General features: G+C 44.6%; 15 protein-coding genes and 1 tRNA gene. 4 read left to right on the top strand and 12 right to left on the bottom strand.

Translation table 11 applies throughout. The features are described 5' to 3' along the window. Window positions 1-40 precede the first annotated feature (40 nt). Together NWE73_RS07725 and NWE73_RS07720 are read right to left on the bottom strand one after the other, a co-directional pair. Complete coding sequence (locus tag NWE73_RS07725) at window positions 41-1102, bottom strand: hypothetical protein (RefSeq protein ID WP_277577726.1); 1062 nt, start codon at window positions 1100-1102, stop codon at window positions 41-43. Window positions 1103-1113: 11 nt separating this feature from the next. Continuing rightward, a complete protein-coding gene (locus NWE73_RS07720) occupies window positions 1114-4833 on the bottom strand; it encodes an RHS repeat protein (RefSeq protein ID WP_277577725.1) in 3720 nt (1239 codons plus the stop codon). A 277-nt stretch (window positions 4834-5110) separates the two neighbouring features. Between NWE73_RS07720 and NWE73_RS07715 the strand changes: the two genes are divergently transcribed. The 4 genes from NWE73_RS07715 to NWE73_RS07700 all read left to right on the top strand — a co-directional run bounded on the left by NWE73_RS07715 (window position 5111) and on the right by NWE73_RS07700 (window position 7112). Continuing rightward, window positions 5111-5581 (top strand): M48 family metalloprotease, encoded by a 471-nt coding sequence (locus tag NWE73_RS07715; RefSeq protein ID WP_277577724.1) that lies wholly within the window; start codon window positions 5111-5113, stop codon window positions 5579-5581. A gap of 157 nt (window positions 5582-5738) precedes the next feature. Next, on the top strand, window positions 5739-6089 hold the full coding sequence (locus tag NWE73_RS07710; RefSeq protein ID WP_277577723.1) for a hypothetical protein: 351 nt from the start codon (window positions 5739-5741) through the stop codon (window positions 6087-6089). A gap of 220 nt (window positions 6090-6309) precedes the next feature. Continuing rightward, window positions 6310-6549: an AbrB/MazE/SpoVT family DNA-binding domain-containing protein gene (locus NWE73_RS07705; RefSeq protein ID WP_277577722.1), complete on the top strand. Its 240-nt coding sequence runs from the start codon at window positions 6310-6312 to the stop codon at window positions 6547-6549. A gap of 5 nt (window positions 6550-6554) precedes the next feature. Next, entirely contained in the window at window positions 6555-7112 is a 558-nt protein-coding gene (locus NWE73_RS07700; protein WP_277577721.1) for a hypothetical protein, read from the top strand. 27 nt (window positions 7113-7139) lie between these two features. Here the strand turns inward: NWE73_RS07700 and NWE73_RS07695 are convergent. From NWE73_RS07695 to NWE73_RS07650, 10 genes are all read right to left on the bottom strand, one after another. After that, window positions 7140-7213 (bottom strand) — tRNA-Cys (locus NWE73_RS07695). Between the two features lie 61 nt (window positions 7214-7274). Then, window positions 7275-8726, bottom strand: a complete 1452-nt coding sequence (locus NWE73_RS07690) for an ATP-binding protein (RefSeq protein ID WP_277577720.1) — start codon at window positions 8724-8726, stop codon at window positions 7275-7277. Between the two features lie 103 nt (window positions 8727-8829). Then, the gene (locus NWE73_RS07685; RefSeq protein ID WP_277577719.1) at window positions 8830-9552 is read right to left on the bottom strand and encodes an amino acid ABC transporter ATP-binding protein; all 723 of its coding nucleotides are present in this window, start codon (window positions 9550-9552) and stop codon (window positions 8830-8832) included. Continuing rightward, complete coding sequence (locus NWE73_RS07680; protein ID WP_277577718.1) at window positions 9549-10292, bottom strand: amino acid ABC transporter permease; 744 nt, start codon at window positions 10290-10292, stop codon at window positions 9549-9551. The genes NWE73_RS07685 and NWE73_RS07680 overlap by 4 nt, the downstream gene beginning before the upstream one ends. A 3-nt stretch (window positions 10293-10295) precedes the next feature. Beyond that, the gene (locus tag NWE73_RS07675; protein ID WP_277577717.1) at window positions 10296-11069 is read right to left on the bottom strand and encodes a basic amino acid ABC transporter substrate-binding protein; all 774 of its coding nucleotides are present in this window, start codon (window positions 11067-11069) and stop codon (window positions 10296-10298) included. A gap of 76 nt (window positions 11070-11145) precedes the next feature. After that, window positions 11146-12024: a site-specific tyrosine recombinase gene (locus NWE73_RS07670; RefSeq protein ID WP_277577716.1), complete on the bottom strand. Its 879-nt coding sequence runs from the start codon at window positions 12022-12024 to the stop codon at window positions 11146-11148. A gap of 116 nt (window positions 12025-12140) precedes the next feature. Then, the gene (locus tag NWE73_RS07665; RefSeq protein WP_277577715.1) at window positions 12141-12758 is read right to left on the bottom strand and encodes a hypothetical protein; all 618 of its coding nucleotides are present in this window, start codon (window positions 12756-12758) and stop codon (window positions 12141-12143) included. A gap of 62 nt (window positions 12759-12820) precedes the next feature. Continuing rightward, a complete protein-coding gene (locus NWE73_RS07660) occupies window positions 12821-13585 on the bottom strand; it encodes a hypothetical protein (RefSeq protein ID WP_277577714.1) in 765 nt (254 codons plus the stop codon). Between the two features lie 515 nt (window positions 13586-14100). Further along, window positions 14101-15960 (bottom strand): hypothetical protein, encoded by a 1860-nt coding sequence (locus NWE73_RS07655; protein WP_277577713.1) that lies wholly within the window; start codon window positions 15958-15960, stop codon window positions 14101-14103. Window positions 15961-15996: 36 nt separating this feature from the next. Next, window positions 15997-17160, bottom strand: coding sequence for a SpoIID/LytB domain-containing protein (locus tag NWE73_RS07650; protein WP_277577712.1), 1164 nt, complete (start codon window positions 17158-17160; stop codon window positions 15997-15999). Between the last annotated feature and the right edge of the window lie 13 nt (window positions 17161-17173).

Below are 17173 nucleotides of genomic sequence, written 5' to 3'. Positions count from 1 at the left end.
GACAGAGCCCATTTTGAATACAGAATATTCTCTTGAAAGACTAAATATATTTTTTAATTTTCAGTTTTCTATATATCAAAAATGCGCATCCAACCAAAAATGCCGCCCCAGCCAAAATCCATATAAGGTATGAATCTCGATTACGGGTAGCCACAGAAAGACCTTCCAACTCTTTTTGGTTGTCTTTTTCTAGCAATTCTTTCTTTTGATTTGCTCTATCAAAATATTTTTTTCCATTTTTCAAATCATTCTTAATGAAAAATATCTTTGCCAAAGTGAGATCAACATAAACTGGGTACTTCGGATACTTCTCCACCAACGCCAAAAGAACCCGCTCGGCCTCGTCGTTCATTTTTTTATTAACCAACAACGACGCATAGAAAATCGCGACGTCCATGTCATATTTGCATAGACCATAAGCTGCTTGGATTGCAGAAATATCGATCTCATTACGGTTAACCCTAGACAGCAAAAAGTCTTTATCTGCTTGTAACAAATAATGAGCAGCTGATTTTTCAGGTAATTGATCAATGTAGGGAAAAAATTGTTTAAGAACAAGCTCAGGATGTTTATCCCTTAAACCTAGTAAGAAAATTTGATGCAAGAGTGAAGCATCTAAATAAGGAAGATCGTAAAAAGCCTGTATTACTTTGTCAAATGATTGAGTCGGAGAAATATTGTACTCCAGCTTAGCCACATGATATTTTCGGTAGGCCTCTATTATTGAATTTGAAGAGTGAAAACTCAACAATTCCATCATCCGCAAATGGTCTATTGAATTTGACCTCATCAAAGCACTCGCAAAAATCAACCGATCAATATCTGACAATTCCTTTACAATGACTTTACCCACACTACCTTTTTCAAGTGTGCTGGCCAATTCGCTTGGCGCCGATAACAAAGTTAATTTTGTAAGGACATAAAGATTGTCTTCAGATGATACCTTTTTGCCCTCCCGGACAAGAGACTCAAAATCTCCGCTGCAGACAAAGTCGCTCAATTTTAAGGTTTGAACAAAGCCAGGTGAATTCGCATTTTCAGCTTGGCTTACAAGGCAAATGCATACTGCAATAAAGAAACTTAGAACAGCTACTTTTCTCACTTACGCCTCATTTAGTTTGCTGGACATTGATTGGGAAGCTCTGGTTCTGGCATTTCCGAACATCCTAAAGCGCCTGGGTGTATTAAGCAATAAGCACTTGGTGCTACCGGCGACACTGGAGTACCAAACGGCGGGGAAGAATCATTTCCATAAGGAGATTTACATTTATCAGGATGTTGCGCACAATACTTTGAAGGCGAACAAATGTCTGGATGAAGATCACACCAATCCGATGGATCGACTGGCCCTTGATCTGGAGGAACAGGATTAAATCCCGGAGCCTGCAGTCCCATTGGATCAATTTTATTTATCGGATCATTTAAGACATACCCATACAAGTTCGTGTCTCCCCCATTAAACCGGAGTGGATCTGTTGTCGTCCATTTACCAGCCACTGGAGAATAGTCTCTCGCACCAAAACGCACCAATCCCGTATCCGCATCATAAAGACCTCCTGCAAAACCAAAAGGAATTATGTTACTGACTTTTCCGTCTTGAGAAACACCAAATTCATCGCAATTGAAACTTTCAACTACCTGACCGTTTGAACTATCCACGATCATCTTTGGCGTCCCAACTTGGTCAGAGATGATGCGGTATTGTCTGCCATTGTAGTTTACATAATCAGGAACGTTGAACTTAGATGCATAAACGAACGATTTAACGATCCTCCCTGAGCCGTCCATCTCAGCCGCAATTTGATATTGTGATTGATAGATGAAAGCTTGAACGACTTTCCCGTTAATCTTTTTCCCAATGCGGCGATTCTGTCCGTCGATTACGTACTCAATCAGTCTTCCATCTGGCAGAACGACCTTACGGAGATTTCCGAAAACGTCGTATGTATATGAAGTCATCTTCGTCTCTTTTGTCTCCGGATTCACATCCGTACGAGTCTGAAGATCACCATTGTCATTATACTCAAACTTTGAGTCCCCATATGACAACAAGCGATCCTGCTCGTCATAAATACCTGTATATGACTTAGAACCACTCTTAAACCCAACTCGGTTGCCATTGGCATCGTAGGTATAAGTTCTCAACTCTGTTCCCCTAGCGACCTTTGTGAGCCTTCCCTGATCGTCGTATTCATATGTTGAAACGACTTTGCTGACACCCGTAACGTCTTGTGAAGCTGTGATACGGCCCACTTTATCGCGGTTATAGCTCATTCCGAAAAGTGGCTTCTTATCAAAGAAAAACCCCGACGAGATTAATTCACCATAGTTGTTGAATCCGACTCCTTCAGTAACTTTCCCCATCGCCGTTGCAGACACCGCTCCAACATTATTGCGAGTCATTGTCAAAGTCCCCACACCAGTAAGAAGACCATCTAGGTCATAACTCAATCCTACTTGTACAGATTTTCCGTCAACCCCAGCAGCTCGAATTGTCGCAAGTGTTCCATCGACATTATAAGAGTAGCTAATAGTCCCACTTACTGAACCTGCAGTACTCACCACCAAGGGCAAGTTGCCTGTATATTGATAAGATAGTTGAACATTATCAGGGGAAGTAATTTTCAGAGGCAAATCGCTCTTTTCAGCGTAAACATACTGAAAACTGCCAGCTGGCGAAGAAACCTTATTAAGAGCCCCAGATTTTGCATCATACTCGAAAGATACAACAACACCGTCCGGACGTGTTATTTGAGAAAGTTGTTTTGCCAAATTATACGAGTAAACCGTAGAACCAGAAATTCTAGACCCTATAGCTGGAGGCAAATAGCTCCCCATTAACTCAAATACATTGTATCCAAAAGAGTGAGCTTGTTTATTGGGAGGAGTAATACTTGAAACATTTCCATTTGAATCGTAACTGAATAAGACTGAAGCACCATCCGCCAAATGAGTTTCAATAATGCGACCCGATTTATCGTACTGGTACGCTGTTGCTCTACCTAAGGAATCAACACTAGATTTTAAATTTCCAGACTCATCGTAAAATAGGTTATGAGCACGATCTCCCCTAACAACCGAGCTTATTCTTCCTCGCGAATCGTAAGTCATTGTTGTGGGAACCAAGTTTCCTATTTGAACAGAGCCGACAAGACCGCCATTATTCAAAGCTTGGTATACAATTCGATTGAGTGGAGACTTCACAGTAATCAGACGTTTTGCACTATCGTAAATCGACGTAAAGACTCGCTTGGGGTCATTTTGCAGCATCACAACTGTCGAAAGAGACTTTAGACTTAATGGATCTCTGGCATCAAGTAACTCAGCTGACTTACTAACTGTCTTGATAATGTTAATATTTGAATTTGCAAATTTCAGATTTGATTGAGATTCATAAGGGGCATGAAATGAAAAACGTGGATCGCCCATCAATTTTGACTGATAAACTGATCCATAAATATCAACATAGCCATCAGAATCTTGATCTCTTGTTGAAATCTTAGAGTATCCTCCATGTGATTCAATTATAGTACGCTCAAATCCACCTTGAACAGAAGATGTCTGATATGTTGTCTTTTGATTGAGCGCATTTGAAGCAACAACGACTTGAGTTTGGGTCTCCTGGTTGAAACTTCTAGCAAGTTCAATATAACTTCCTCCAGCTCCCTCATCTCTAAGCATGAATCCGTCACTATCGTAAGTTACCTTAGTAGCTTGACCTCCTGGTTTTTGAAATGAAATCAAAAGTCCCTTTGAGTCTGTTACCAAGTTATAGCTTTCATTATTTGGATTTGTAACATGAGAAAGGAAACCGTTGTCGTTAATAATCAAGGTTGAAATCAAACCATATGGAGAAGTAACAACAACTACTCCCTTAGAATATTGAATCCCCGTCAAATTTCCAAACTGATCAGTAACACTAACCAGACGCTTTAGCTGATCGTATCCGAAAGACCATCTAGTGACCCCGGAAAGCGCATCAACAGTCCGCAAATGAAGCCCATCACTATTAAATAAATAGATTTCGCCAGCATTAGAGCTCGCTAAAGAGAAACCATTCGCTGTCTTACTGACGCCCGAAAGCTTACGAATAGAATTCGCCCCCTCATAGACAATGTTGTTTTTACTATCAAAAGAATGAACTAGAGAAGGTGTCCACCCACCGAACCCAATCAACTTCGTATTTACCTTGGAATCTTCTCTAAATCGATCACTCGAATAGTTCAATGTGAATGGTACTCCAACTAGAGGAATTGTTTCAGCCAAGGAAAGATTGTCTACGTTAACAATAGAGTTACCCGGAATATTGGGATTTCCGACTCCTTTATTACATTTCCCCGGAAGCTGAGTATTTGTTGGCGGAAGCTTTGTAGAAGGAGGCGTCGAAGGCTGCTGATGTTCACTTGAGGCGCTCACAATAAGAGGTGTGGACATAATAATCTTTAATGGGATTGTCATATCAGCAACACTCAAATTTAGAACCAAATCGGTGGCGATTGTGTAGGTACCTTCTTTTAACCCACTCCAACTATAGATAATCACACAGTCTGGAATCTTAGCGCCAGGAGCCGGACTTGAACCATTACTGCATCCAGAGGTATCTGCCTTCACTCCCTGCGGCAAATTAACACTTACATAGCCGATTGAAACAGGCCCCACATCCGGAAACGCTGACGTATCAATATTATGAAGGATATCAAATCTTTTAGTGCCGGAAACTCCCGCCTCAGCGTTTATTGGCGCCGTGGGTGCATTCACCGGAGGAACAGACATTTGTGCGAATGCGAACGACGAAAAAAACGCAATTACTAGCGACAAACTAAATTGTTTCATTAAAACGTCCCGTATAAACTAAAAGTTATTTTTGGAGGTTGTAGCGAACTCCCCCAGAATCCGGGAGCGACCTTTGCCCATTAGTAAAGATTTCCTGTTTATTACAGGCCGAACATGTTCAATCCTAGAAGCCCGGCAGGTCTGAAAAATGATAAGACAAAGCCCCCATTTGCGACTGCACTGCCTTTAGCCAAACAAGAAACATTTTCAAGAAACCGCCGAAGCTATTTACCTCCGGCCCCCAAGAAACTACCTTTGCGAGCCTTAGGAGATAAACATGCGGCACTTTCTTTTTTTGGCGATTCTTGCACTTAGCAGTCAGTCTCATGCTTTGATGAATATCGACCAATGTGTCGACTCCAACCAATACAACGTTATCTACCAATCTAACTTTCAAATCATGCAAGCTGGCGAAGGCAGAATCATCAATGGCGCCCCAGTCATATTAGTGAACCCACAATTGATGCAAAACAACTCTCCCGGAGTGAATCAATTTATCTTGGCCCACGAATGCGCGCACCATCGCCTGGGACATATCGTGTCTTTGACTTTCAATAACTACTATCCACCCACTTTTGAATTCGATGCGGACTGCCTGGCGATCAAAGAAATGCGCAATCAGAACCTATTGAACCAGCAGATCGTTTCTCAAATTTATCAAATGATTGGAGGCTTGATGGAAGACGCCAGTCATCCAGCAGGCCCGCGCCGGGTTCAATACATTCAACAGTGCCTCAATCAGCCGTAACTTAGCGAGGGCAATTCACGCCAACACCATCAGGTGGTAGCGATGTTGCTCTACAATACTCACCCCTGTATTTCCCCAAAATCCATCACTCCTGCCTTCCCATATATTCCCCCTTCGAACAACATAGGCTTCTAACTACAACAATAAGGAGAGCCCTATGTATGCCGCTATACGTAGATATAAGTTTGACAAGAAAAACGCCCAAGAACTCGACAAAAAAATTCACGACATTTTTGTACCGCTCATAGAAAAGGCCCCTGGCTTTATCTCATATTATTGGTTGGATACCGGACACGGAGAAGGTGCTTCCGTGAGCGTATTTGTGGATAAAGCAGGCGCCGATGAGTCCACTCGCATTGCCGCTGACTTTGTGAAAAACAATCTTGGCAGCCTCAAGCTCAGCACTCCCGAAATCACGGAGGGAAAGATTGAAGCGCACAGTGAAAGCGCACCAGCTATGCTAAAAGGAAAAGACAAAGCTGCCAGCACTCGCCCATCCGCTCATTGAAGAATTCAAGGGCCCAGCCAGTTTTTCATAGCAGGATATGACACCCAAAATGCCCTGACGTCTTTCAGGGCATTTTCATTTTTAAACTCCCCTGCCGAAAGCTGGTACAAAGGTCGGTTTATAGCGGATCTTTTAAGACCCGTCGACATCCTCCGGTTTGCCCCTTATCCTTAAAGGAACATGATTTCAATGTGTAGCGATATTGGAGCACAACAAACCTATGTCAAAACAAGCTGCAACTTCCAAAGCCTCAAAGAAGAATCAAACAACAATTCCCGCCCGTGTTCGCAGAGCCCTGAGGGTCGCCAAGGGCGATACTCTTCTTTGGACCATCAATGGCGATGAAGTCTCCATTCGCAAAATTAGCAAATTGGATATCGACTGGACAAAGACATCTGAGATGTCTCTTCTTGAGTGGAACCCCCAAGAAGAAAGTAAAGACGAAGAAGCCGGTCTTTAGTTTCCATGAGATCAGTCATCGCACTTATTCTTGTAGGCGTCCTTGGAATGGCAGTTTGGAGCTTCAAAGGAACCAAACCGCGCCATGATTCCTCATTCATCGATAGCGACAAATACGTTGCTATCACCTACCCCCACAATCCTGACTGCCAAGACAGATATGGATTATATCCTGACTCTACTGTTGCGAGTGATTTTGATGGCGACGGCAAACTCGATCGTGCTCGAATCGCCAAGAAAGACTCAGATCACGATGTTCTGGTAGTTTGGCTCTCTTCCAAGGGCTACAAACCGTTAGAGCTTGATCATATCTCTACTCCCGGAAGCAAAATCATCTCTTTGGCAAAGGCGAATGAGACTGTCGAAAACGCCTGCGCCAAGGGATACTTCGATTGCACTGAAGATGCCCCAAAGAAAGTAACACTGAAGCATGATGGATTCTGGTACACGAAATGCGGATCCGTGGCATCTGTATACTATTGGAATACTGCTAAGTCTCAACTAGATCGCCTCTGGGTAGATCACACGTCGGCAAGAAATAAAAAAGAAGGGTCTGAAAACTAAAAAACCCGCGTTGAGCGGGTTTTAAGTTGGAGGTGACGAGCGGATTTGAACCGCTGTAGCAGCTTTTGCAGAGCTGAGCCTAGCCACTCGGCCACATCACCCCAGAGTGAAGGTCTAAATTAAGGGCAAGGGGCCTTTAAGTCAATATTTAACAGACTTCCCTTAGCATCCCAGCCTTTTCAGCGCCTCAAAGGGATGATAGCTGAGCTTTAAAGCGCTCTCTATATGTTGAGGCTGAAGCTTTTCAGAGCCATCTAAGTCCGCAATGCTTCTTGCGACACGAAGCGTTGCGAGTTCACGGCGCCTTGATGACAGCTCTTGGGGAAAGAGTTCGCGCATGTAGAAACTTGGCAAATCTGTCGTCAATTCCTCAAAACGCCAGAAACCAGCGACCTTTTTGAAGCGCAGATCTTTTTCCGCCAACTGTTTGCGAAAGTTTCTCGCGTCCTCAATCCTTTGCAGAATTTCACTTCCCTTCATTTTCTTTCCCCCTTCCTTCTTATGCGTAAAGAAAGTCATCTGGAACCGATCCACCAGGGGCCCGGAAAGGCGCTCTGAATAGGACTGACACTTCTTCAGGGAGCGCCCACAGACAATGCGGGCACCGGGCACCCAATCTCCGCAGGGGCACAGATTCGTGGTCGCGATCACCAAAGTTTCCGCGGGATACTCTTCCATGAATCGGCCTCGGCGAATGCGGATACAGGATTCCTCCATCGGCTCACGCAAAGATTCCTGCGCGCGAGGATGGAATTCCAAAAGTTCATCTAAAATCAAAACACCTTTATGGGCACGAGTGACCTCCCCTTTAAAAGGGGGAACACCCCCACCAATCAACCCCAGGGGGGAGGTCGAATGATGAGGGTGCACCACGGGACGCCAGCGAAGTTGTGCCTCTTTGCTGTCCCGGTTATTACGAGCAATCACATGCATTTCATCTTGAGTGGGTGCACGCAAAAGTGAGGACAGAGTTTTCGCAATAGTGCTCTTACCTGACCCCGCAGGTCCTGCCAGCAACAGTGAGTGCTCCCCAAGAGCGGTCAAACTTAGAAGTTCCGCCTGCCGTTCCGGAAAATCCAAGCTCAACCCCGTCTGAGGTCTTTCGACTTCATACTCTCTTGGTAAAGCTGAAATATAAGTGGGCTCTTGAATATCTTGTAAGGTGTGCATGACTGCACGAGCAAACACGGCGGGACCGCCCCGGCTTTGCCCAGTCCAAATCATGGTTTCTTCTTCCGGATCAAAATCTGCGGTGAGATCTTCGGGTTCAAAGACTTCTCCGAGTAATCCCAACTCCCCATAGATGCACACAGACTCTACAGAAGGTTTTTCAACTTGTGCTGATTCCCACAAAATCCCCATGGCCACAGCCAACTCCAAACCGCGAGAACTTTTCTTGAGATGATTCGGGCGCAAATTCACCAGGACTTGTTGAGCTTTGGGAAACTCAAAACCTTGCGAGCGAATTGCACTTTTAATTCTGTGAATACTTTCTTTAATGCCTTGATCTGGAAGGCCTAGGAATTGAATTTGTGGCAGGCCCGCAGTGAAATTGATTTCAACTTCCACGGGGACCAAACGATCTTGTTCACGAATGAGGGATTGAATTTTCATGCTCTGACCATAGAGCAATAAAAAGCCCGCCTTGCCGCGGGCTTAATTTGAAAAGCAGGAGCTTACTCTTTCGAACACCGGATATCTTAACGAAACCAATACTCTAAAGAATTTTACTCAAGAAAGACTTCGTTCTGTCTGTTTTGGGATGATCAAATATTTGTGATGGAGATCCTACCTCAACGATCTGCCCTTGATCCATAAAGAACACCCGATCGCTCACCTGTCGGGCAAAACCCATCTCATGCGTCACCACCACCATGGTGCGCCCACTATGAGCCAGGGACTTGATCACTTCCAACACTTCGCCGACCATTTCTGGATCCAAGGCCGATGTTGGTTCATCAAAAAGAATCACGTGGGGATCCATCGCCAAAGCTCTGGCAATTGCCACTCTTTGTTGTTGCCCCCCGGAAAGTTCATTGGGATAGGAACCGGCTTTATCTTCAAGACCTACGCGCTTCAACAGCTCTTTGGCTTTCACCTCAACCTCTGCCTTACTTTGACCTTTCACGATTTCAGGAGCAAGGCAGATGTTTTCGAGCGCCGTCATATGAGGAAATAAATTGAATCTTTGAAAGACCATGCCCACATGCGAGCGAAGCTCGTTCAGATTCGCCTTCGGATCGTGAACTTGAAAGGTATCCACCTCAATCACACCTTCTTGCGCTTTTTCAAGCGCGTTGAGACAACGCAAGAAAGTACTTTTCCCAGATCCCGAAGGACCAATGATGCAAATCACCTCATTGTCTTTGATCTCACAAGAGACATCTTTCAAAACTTGCTTCTTGCCAAAGTACTTATTGAGTTTTTCTACGCGAATCATATTGTTTTGTACTTTCTCTCAAGGACGCTGACTCCGTAGGAAAGAATCATCGTGATCACAAGGTACAAGAACGAAATGAACAAATAAGGCTCCCAGTATCTGGCGTAAGCTCCTGCGGCTGTTCTGGCTGCATAAGCGAGCTCTGCAAGACCGATCGCCGAAACCAATGAGGAATCTTTCAACAAGGTGATCGCTTCATTCCCCAAGGGCGGCAGCATTCTGCGCACAGCCTGAGGAATAATAATAGTTTTCATCATGTGATAGTAGCTAAGTCCCAAAGACCTCGCGGCTTCGAACTGCCCATTGTCTATGGACTGAATTCCCGCGCGGAAGATCTCCGCAATATAGGCTGCGGAATTGAGAGTCAAAGCCAAGGCCCCTGAAATGAAAGCCCCATATTCCTGCTTCAAAAAAATTGCCAGATCCCCTCGAATCAAAATCCCCTGATCGGGATGAATCAATAAAGGCACCAAGGCGAAGTGGATCAAAAGAATCTGAACAAATAACGGCGTCCCACGAAAGAAAGTGACATAAAGCTGCGAAGGCCAACGAATCAAACAGCGAACCGGCCACTTCCAAAATCCATGTTCTACAAAAGCAATTTTACCCAAGCCAAGCAGCAACCCCAGAATGGTGCCCCCCGTGACTCCGATCAATGTCAGCTCCAAAGTAGATACCAAACCCTGCATAAAGAGCGGCCAGTATTCGACGATGATATCCGTGCGGAACCAACTGAACATGTTCTACTTCTTTCCTTCGAAATACCCGTTGTAGATGCGCTGGTAAGTGCCATCGGCTTTGATCGCTTCAAGACCCTTATTTATTTTTCCAAGAAGTTCGACATTGCCTTTCTTTACGGCAATTCCGTAATTCTCCTTTGAGAAACTCTTGTCGGAAACAATTTTGAAAGAGACTTTGTTGTTGGCAATGAAGTTATTGATCACGCCATTGTCTGCAACCACCGCATCAACTCCGCCGTTTTCAAGCTCTTTGATCGCCAGAGGAGTGCCTTCAAATCTTTTGATATTGGCATTGGTTTTTCCTAAAAGAGCGCTAACCACATCGTCTCCGGTGGTCCCTGTTTGGACCCCGACCTTCAAGCCCTTTAGGTCTTCCATTTTCTGAACTTTGGATTTCATTGGCACAACTATAAGCTGAACAGCTTCAAAATAAGGACTGGAGAAATCCATCTGCTGTTTGCGGGCTTCATTAATTGTGATTGCAGAGATCAAAATATCACGATCCCCGTTAACAAGCTGAGTGAACAGCCCCTCCCACGGAGTATTGATAAACTTGATAGGGATGCCTTCCTTGGCGGCGATGGCAGTCAAGATTTCAATATCGAAACCTTTTAACTCTTTGTTTGGCCCTTCGCTTTCAAAGGGCGCATAAGCGGCGTCCGTTCCCACCAACATGGTACGTGGTTGCGACGTGTCTTTCTTCGAGGTGCACGCCGCAGTGAAGAACATGAGCAACGTCAAAAGACCATAGAAAAGACAATAGATCCCAGATTTCATGAGAACTCCTCTATCCGTATGCTATTAGGGCCGTAAGCTATGAGGACCGCAAACTATAAGACTTTTATTTCAAAAACTATTTATCAACTTCCTGCAACTGCGATAACGGATGATGCTCTTCAATTGTGCGAGTCATCGTATTCGTTGTTACATTCGTATAGATCTGTGTGGTTTGGATACTAGCATGTCCCAGCAACATCTGGATCGAACGAAGATCCGCACCGCTTTCCAGCAAAGCCGTCGCACAACCATGGCGGAATCTATGTGGATTCACAGGTTCTGCAAAGCCCGCTCGCAATGACCAAGCCGCCAACCATCTCCACACGTCAACACGTGAAGGGCGATGTCCGCGATCATTGATCAAGATTGACGGAGAATTCTCTTTCATCAAAGCTGGGCGCGAGTCACGAAGATACTTTGTCAATTCTTCTGCCAGTTTTTCAGTCAAAGGAACCAAACGCTCTTTGCTTCCCTTCCCTAAAACTTTGATCCAACGATCCGTGGCATTAAAGTCAGCGACATTCAAAGAAATCAACTCAGACACACGACAACCCAAACCATACAAGAAGAGCAAGGTCAGTTGATTGCGCGCTGTCTTCACTGGATCATTGGTTTCTGCTGCATCAAAAAGTTGCTGGAACTCTTGAGGAGTCAGAACTTTAGGAAGGCCTACCTTCACCTTCGGCGGCTTTAATTCGCGAAGCTCAGGACAAGTTTGCCCACGAGTTTCACAGTACTTAAAATAAGTGCGCAGGGAGGAAACAACACGTGCTTGTGAACGAGTTGAAAGTTTATGCTTTTTCATAAACTCGTAAAAGCCCGGCACGGATTTGTTGGTTTTTGAGTACTCGATATAGAGTTCCAAATCACGACGATATGCCATCACCGTGTTTTGAGAACGCCCTCGTACATTCTGAAGCTCATCAAAGAAGTCGATCCAAAGAGGTAATTCCATACACTCATTAGACCTAGACTTTCCTCTAAGCGCAAGAATTATTATGTCACTATTTTCAAAAGAAAAAACCCCGAAGTGACTCGGGGTTTGGTGGTTCCAAACTGTTAAGTAAAGACTTAGTTCAAAACAGCAGAGAAAGCATTTGTACAAACTTGTCCGTTCACGCTTTTAATCATCAAAGTTCCGAACAAACGAGTCGCTTGTGTGGCAACATCTTTATAAAGAACACCTTCAGACAATTCCAAAACGATATTGCCGGTCGTTGAAACCAATCTTGGAACTCGCAATGTGCCCAACGACATTTGACCAACATCCGCTGTTTGAATCCCATAAGTTCCCGCTGGGATCACACATTGCCCCGTTGCCGGGTCTGCGACAGTTTGCGAAAGAATGAAGTTTCCTTGAATCGCAACCGGCCCACTGTACAAGTTATAACTCGAACTTGTGCCCGGAACAAAGTTCGCACCATTCACGATCAACTGCATGCCTTGAAGACTTGCAATGCCTGATGGGTTTTTTGCATTAAAAATGTCGATAGAAAGGGGATTCGCCATGGAAGTTACGCAACTTGAACATCCGGTGATTCCCAATTGAGGTCCCACCACGCCACCGCCATTGCCATCGCCACCATTATTTCCGCAAGCGGCCACCGAAGTGACCAGGGCCAAAGCTGCGACTGCATGGGTGAAAAGTCTTGCAGAAAAACTTAAAGTCTTTTTGTTAAGGTTTTCCATAATTCTCTCCTCTTTTTCCTTCTTATTAATTCTAGCTATTTATTTTAAAATCTATCTCAAACTTACTGTGCGAACGCTTGTGACTTGCTCAATCCAGTGAAAGTTCCAAGTTTTCTGTAACCACCATCAGAAGGGATCAAAGAAGACTTGTTAATGATTGCAGAGTCACGGCAGTTATATGGTCCGTTGTAGATGAACCAGCACTTTCTATATGGTGATTGAGTTGCATAAGACTGTGCGAAGTTCTTGTAGTAAACTGAACCAGACACAACCGAACCACCTTGAGCATCACCTTGGTTGATCATGCTGTCGACAACAACCACGATGGCACCTTGAGAATCCTGGAACATGCCAGAGAACACCGCTTTACCGCCAGATGCATACCAGTAGTTAAACTGAGACTCTTCAGTTCCATTATCTTTCAAACCAGACATAGATACGTTTGTTCCTGTGCCCGCCGTGAAAGTTCCTGCGTATTGGTAACCAGTGTCGGTATAAGACAACTTAACCGTTCCACCGTAACGGCTGGATGCTGTTTTTTGCAATTCCACTGTGATTTTAAAGTTCGATGGGTTGTTCAATGGATGAGATGCTACGTAAGAGTTGAACTCAGCCAATGAAACCGGAACAAATGTCGCCGTGTTCGTGTATGAACCCGATGAAGTTGTTGTAGAGTCTGGAGCACCAGGGATTTCTCCGCCTGGAAGAATAGTCCCATCACTCACTACATTAGTTGAGTTTGCTTGTAGTTGATTCTTTCCGCAGCCGACTCCCATAAGTGAGAACCCAGCAAGAAGGATCAAAAGCTTAGTGTTGAGATTTTTCATAACAGCCTCTCTCTTTTAAGGGGTGTGCCTTTAGTGGCCACCTCTCATAGGGATGCTATTGCGATGCTTGTGCCAACCCTCCACAACCCACTTAAGATATTGATACCATTGGTAAAAAATGCACTTTCTCAGCCTGAAACAAAAGGCTGTTCATCGTCTAATCCTTGGGGATGGAGCGCAAAAAGGGCACCCACCAGACCAAAACCCTGTCTAATACTTCGTCAAAAAAAGAAAAATTCAAGAATTTCTAGGATTTTACCGAAATGGGAATTGTATCAAATTTTAGCCATTTCACTTAAAGGAACGACATATGACAGTCACAGCAACAAATGCCTTGATCTTGGGAGCAGTTTTTATGTTTGCGGCCCGAGTCTTTATGGGATTCTAAAAAATAGAATCACACTCTGGAACTAAAAAAGGGACTTTCACAGTCCCTTTTTTTATTTTACCTACCTCAAGTCCAAAGAATTTTAACTAAAATAGACTTCTCTACTCCGACGAAGTCGGAGTGCCAACTAGAAGCGACCATGCAGATACACCATTCCTTGCACTTTCTTTTCTGTTCCCCCCATCACTGGAGTCACAGGTCCGATAACCGCAAATGGCTGTATCTGATTTCCTTTGGTGTAATTCACATTGAAACCCACATCGACCAACTTATTCAGCTGCTTGTTCCAATCAATCCCCACTGAAGTAGTTGGAACGGTGTCATAAAAAGGATCTTTGCTTTTGTTCTGAACAACCTTAGCCAGATCTGCACTGAGCGTAAAGGTTCCCAGTTGTTCCGTTGGAATGACCGCTTTAATCGAATTCTTCAAGGCCACTGCTGAACTGACATTCACACCTTCCAGGAAATAAACATCAGAACCCACAACCAAGTAGGCTTCTTTCTTATCAGGCTTACTGGTATCGTACATAACACCCACCCGATCATAGGCAGTCGTCGGCTTCGACTTTTGATGCTGCTCAATCATTGGAATAAAGGCCCAAGTGCGATCAGCGGAAGCTTTCAGATTCAAATCTTTCCATTCCTGCTCGGCCCCCACTTTAAACTCTGTTCGAGTTCCTGCGGTGGTCGTCTTGGTTTGCTCACTGCCTTTAGGCTTCAAATCTAGATTGATCGAATTGATTTCAATCTTCCCCGTCGTATCATTAATACGAGCGGAGCCTTTCATGTTAGCGCCAAAGAACAACGTATTGCGCTCCCCCTGTTTATAGGTGTCAGTAATGGCATCAAAGCCCGGAGCTGAAATTCTCATCGCGCCACCGTAGGCCTCGGTTGTGACTTTCACTTCATCAACCATACGATCTTTGAATTCTCGAGAATATTCACCTCGAGTTGACAATCCGGCAACATCCACTTGATAGTTACCCTCGTTCGTATTGATCCGGCTGCTCATTAAGAAGCCTTTGATATTTTCGTTGCCCAATTGCACTGCAAAAGTCTGCTCATTTTGACCTGCTTTGATCGTCATGACCGAAGAGTCTTTTTTAATTGTTGCCGCATTCTTAATCTGTTCTTGCACCCATTGCGCCGTCGCTGGAACATACTCATGGGTTTTCCCCGGACGTGATTCAACGTATGATTGCCCCGTGATCACTCCTAAAATTTTTGTCGAGACATCGACAGCAGATTGCAGAGTTTTTTGGCGAGTGTTGTAAATTTGCGAATAGTTCTGCACGTAGTACTCACCGGTTTTGGGATCGCGGAAATGCATGATCGCGTGGCCACCAGCATTGTCTTTGGTCAGATCCTGCTGCCATTGTCCGGTATGACGTCCCACTGCTTCGAAGCCCAGGCTTTTTGCCACATCTCCCAGTAGCTGATGAATATCGCCACAAATCCCACCTTCTTTTTTTGCCTTCACAGCATTAAGGTAGACAGAGTTGATATCTCGATTTTCTTTTCCGGTCGCGCTGTATCCACTTGAGAGGCGACTACCCACCATACTCAAAAGTAATAATTTTTCTTCGTGACCTAAGCTCGCACCGCTTTTATTGACGTCTTGCAACGCTTCTTTCAAACTCTTGTGATTTAGGAAACTCGTAAAAATCGAATTTACGTTTTTCATTTTATAAATATTAATATTGAGATCGCTGGGATTTTTGAAAATGACATCCAGCTCTTTACCTACGGGCTTTGTATCTACAAAGAAGGCGGCATCAATCCAATGCATTTCTGATTGTTGGTCTGATTTTTTCTCTGACGGTTTGACGGCCTCTTGAATGGCAATGGCGGACTTTGAAAGAACCTTTCCATCAGTCGCTGCGCAGTCCAAGCAGGGAGCATCCGCTTCCGTCGCTTGAACTTGAAGTGATGCAGTTGATAATAAAACAATGATGCCGACAAGTACTGTAGTTTTCATGTTTTTCATATGAAAACTTATCGGCTTTATTTAACTAAACTAAATTTACTTAAGTCTAGCGAGCGGATAGTAATGTTTTAGAATCTCTTGAAATTTTGCTCCGCGCTGCCCGAGAACACGGCTTCCCCACTGACAAAGCCCAACACCGTGACCAAAGCCACGTCCTGAAAAGACCACTTGATCCCCTTCTTCCTTGATATCAAAAGAAGTGCTGCGCAAATCTTGATAGCCCATGGCTTGGCGAAAATCATTGGCAGAGATCATCTTGCGAGTTCCATCTGTCATAGCCACTTGCACTGATTGAACTCGCGAATCCCCTTTTGCTTTTACCAACGCCAACGAAGTGAAGTCGACAAGGTGAAGACGCTTTTTCAAATCTTCTTTGGTCATTTTCAAATTCCATTGAGCGTGGGGCCCCGTCGGACAAGAGCTGTCGACGGCAACACCGGCATCCACGCCCCCCTTCCAAACATTTTTTGCGGTGGTGGTTTTACCGCCGCAGTCAGCATGATAGAAGGCTTTGAGTACTTTCTCGTTCGGCCCATAAAGACGAATACCTTGCGTATCCGCCACGGCTTGAATCGCTCTTTTTACCTTAGCATCGTTTTCATCCTCACCCATAACATGGCGGAAAACCTGATCCATCACACTGCTTTCAACATGGTAAGGACGATCTTTGCGTTCCTCGATAACTGCCAATGTGTAGGAGCGAATCGCCACGGCTTGGGCCTTTAAGGTTTCCATCGGCCACGACGTGGGCATTTCGCTGGATAGTACTCCCACGATATATTCATCCAAAGGGACTACACCAATCACATCGACTTTTTGATTTCCATTGGGTGTTAGCAGAACTCTAGCCGGCAGGCTTTGCGCTCCCACGCGAAGGTCTTCACCTTGCACCATCAAATACTTTTCAGTAAACAGATGCTCACGCTCTTGATTGTTCAATCTTAAGGCCCAAAAATACTTTCCGTTTTTTTCCAAAAGGCGAACTTCAGCTTGGCCGTTTTGAGGAATGGCAACAGGTCGGAAGGGTTGGGCCAAGTTTTGAAACTTAAGACTCATCCCGGTGAGTTGAATCTTTTTATTGATGGTCATCAGGCGAACACGGACAAGTTCCTGATTTTGCGGGGATGCCGCAGATTGGGCGTCTGGGATGGATAGAAACAAAACGCTCAAAAAACCAATGAAGGCCCAAATGATTCGCACCAACGACTCCGTC

Source organism: Bdellovibrio svalbardensis, assembly GCF_029531655.1.
Taxonomy (GTDB): domain Bacteria; phylum Bdellovibrionota; class Bdellovibrionia; order Bdellovibrionales; family Bdellovibrionaceae; genus Bdellovibrio; species Bdellovibrio svalbardensis.
The sequence above is the reverse complement of the archived record's forward strand: the minus strand, read 5'-3'. Positions and strand labels throughout refer to the sequence as shown.

What these genes read in the sequence shown, in the direction of transcription:
- NWE73_RS07655 (WP_277577713.1), bottom strand. Translation starts at nt 15,960, where the DNA reads ATGAAAAACATGAAAACTACAGTACTTGTCGGCATCATTGTTTTATTA.
- NWE73_RS07675 (WP_277577717.1), bottom strand. Translation starts at nt 11,069, where the DNA reads ATGAAATCTGGGATCTATTGTCTTTTCTATGGTCTTTTGACGTTGCTC.
- NWE73_RS07710 (WP_277577723.1), top strand. Translation starts at nt 5,739, where the DNA reads ATGTATGCCGCTATACGTAGATATAAGTTTGACAAGAAAAACGCCCAA.
- NWE73_RS07690 (WP_277577720.1), bottom strand. Translation starts at nt 8,726, where the DNA reads ATGAAAATTCAATCCCTCATTCGTGAACAAGATCGTTTGGTCCCCGTG.
- NWE73_RS07665 (WP_277577715.1), bottom strand. Translation starts at nt 12,758, where the DNA reads ATGGAAAACCTTAACAAAAAGACTTTAAGTTTTTCTGCAAGACTTTTC.
- NWE73_RS07700 (WP_277577721.1), top strand. Translation starts at nt 6,555, where the DNA reads ATGAGATCAGTCATCGCACTTATTCTTGTAGGCGTCCTTGGAATGGCA.
- NWE73_RS07680 (WP_277577718.1), bottom strand. Translation starts at nt 10,292, where the DNA reads ATGTTCAGTTGGTTCCGCACGGATATCATCGTCGAATACTGGCCGCTC.
- NWE73_RS07685 (WP_277577719.1), bottom strand. Translation starts at nt 9,552, where the DNA reads ATGATTCGCGTAGAAAAACTCAATAAGTACTTTGGCAAGAAGCAAGTT.
- NWE73_RS07720 (WP_277577725.1), bottom strand. Translation starts at nt 4,833, where the DNA reads ATGAAACAATTTAGTTTGTCGCTAGTAATTGCGTTTTTTTCGTCGTTC.
- NWE73_RS07660 (WP_277577714.1), bottom strand. Translation starts at nt 13,585, where the DNA reads ATGAAAAATCTCAACACTAAGCTTTTGATCCTTCTTGCTGGGTTCTCA.
- NWE73_RS07715 (WP_277577724.1), top strand. Translation starts at nt 5,111, where the DNA reads ATGCGGCACTTTCTTTTTTTGGCGATTCTTGCACTTAGCAGTCAGTCT.
- NWE73_RS07670 (WP_277577716.1), bottom strand. Translation starts at nt 12,024, where the DNA reads ATGGAATTACCTCTTTGGATCGACTTCTTTGATGAGCTTCAGAATGTA.
- NWE73_RS07705 (WP_277577722.1), top strand. Translation starts at nt 6,310, where the DNA reads ATGTCAAAACAAGCTGCAACTTCCAAAGCCTCAAAGAAGAATCAAACA.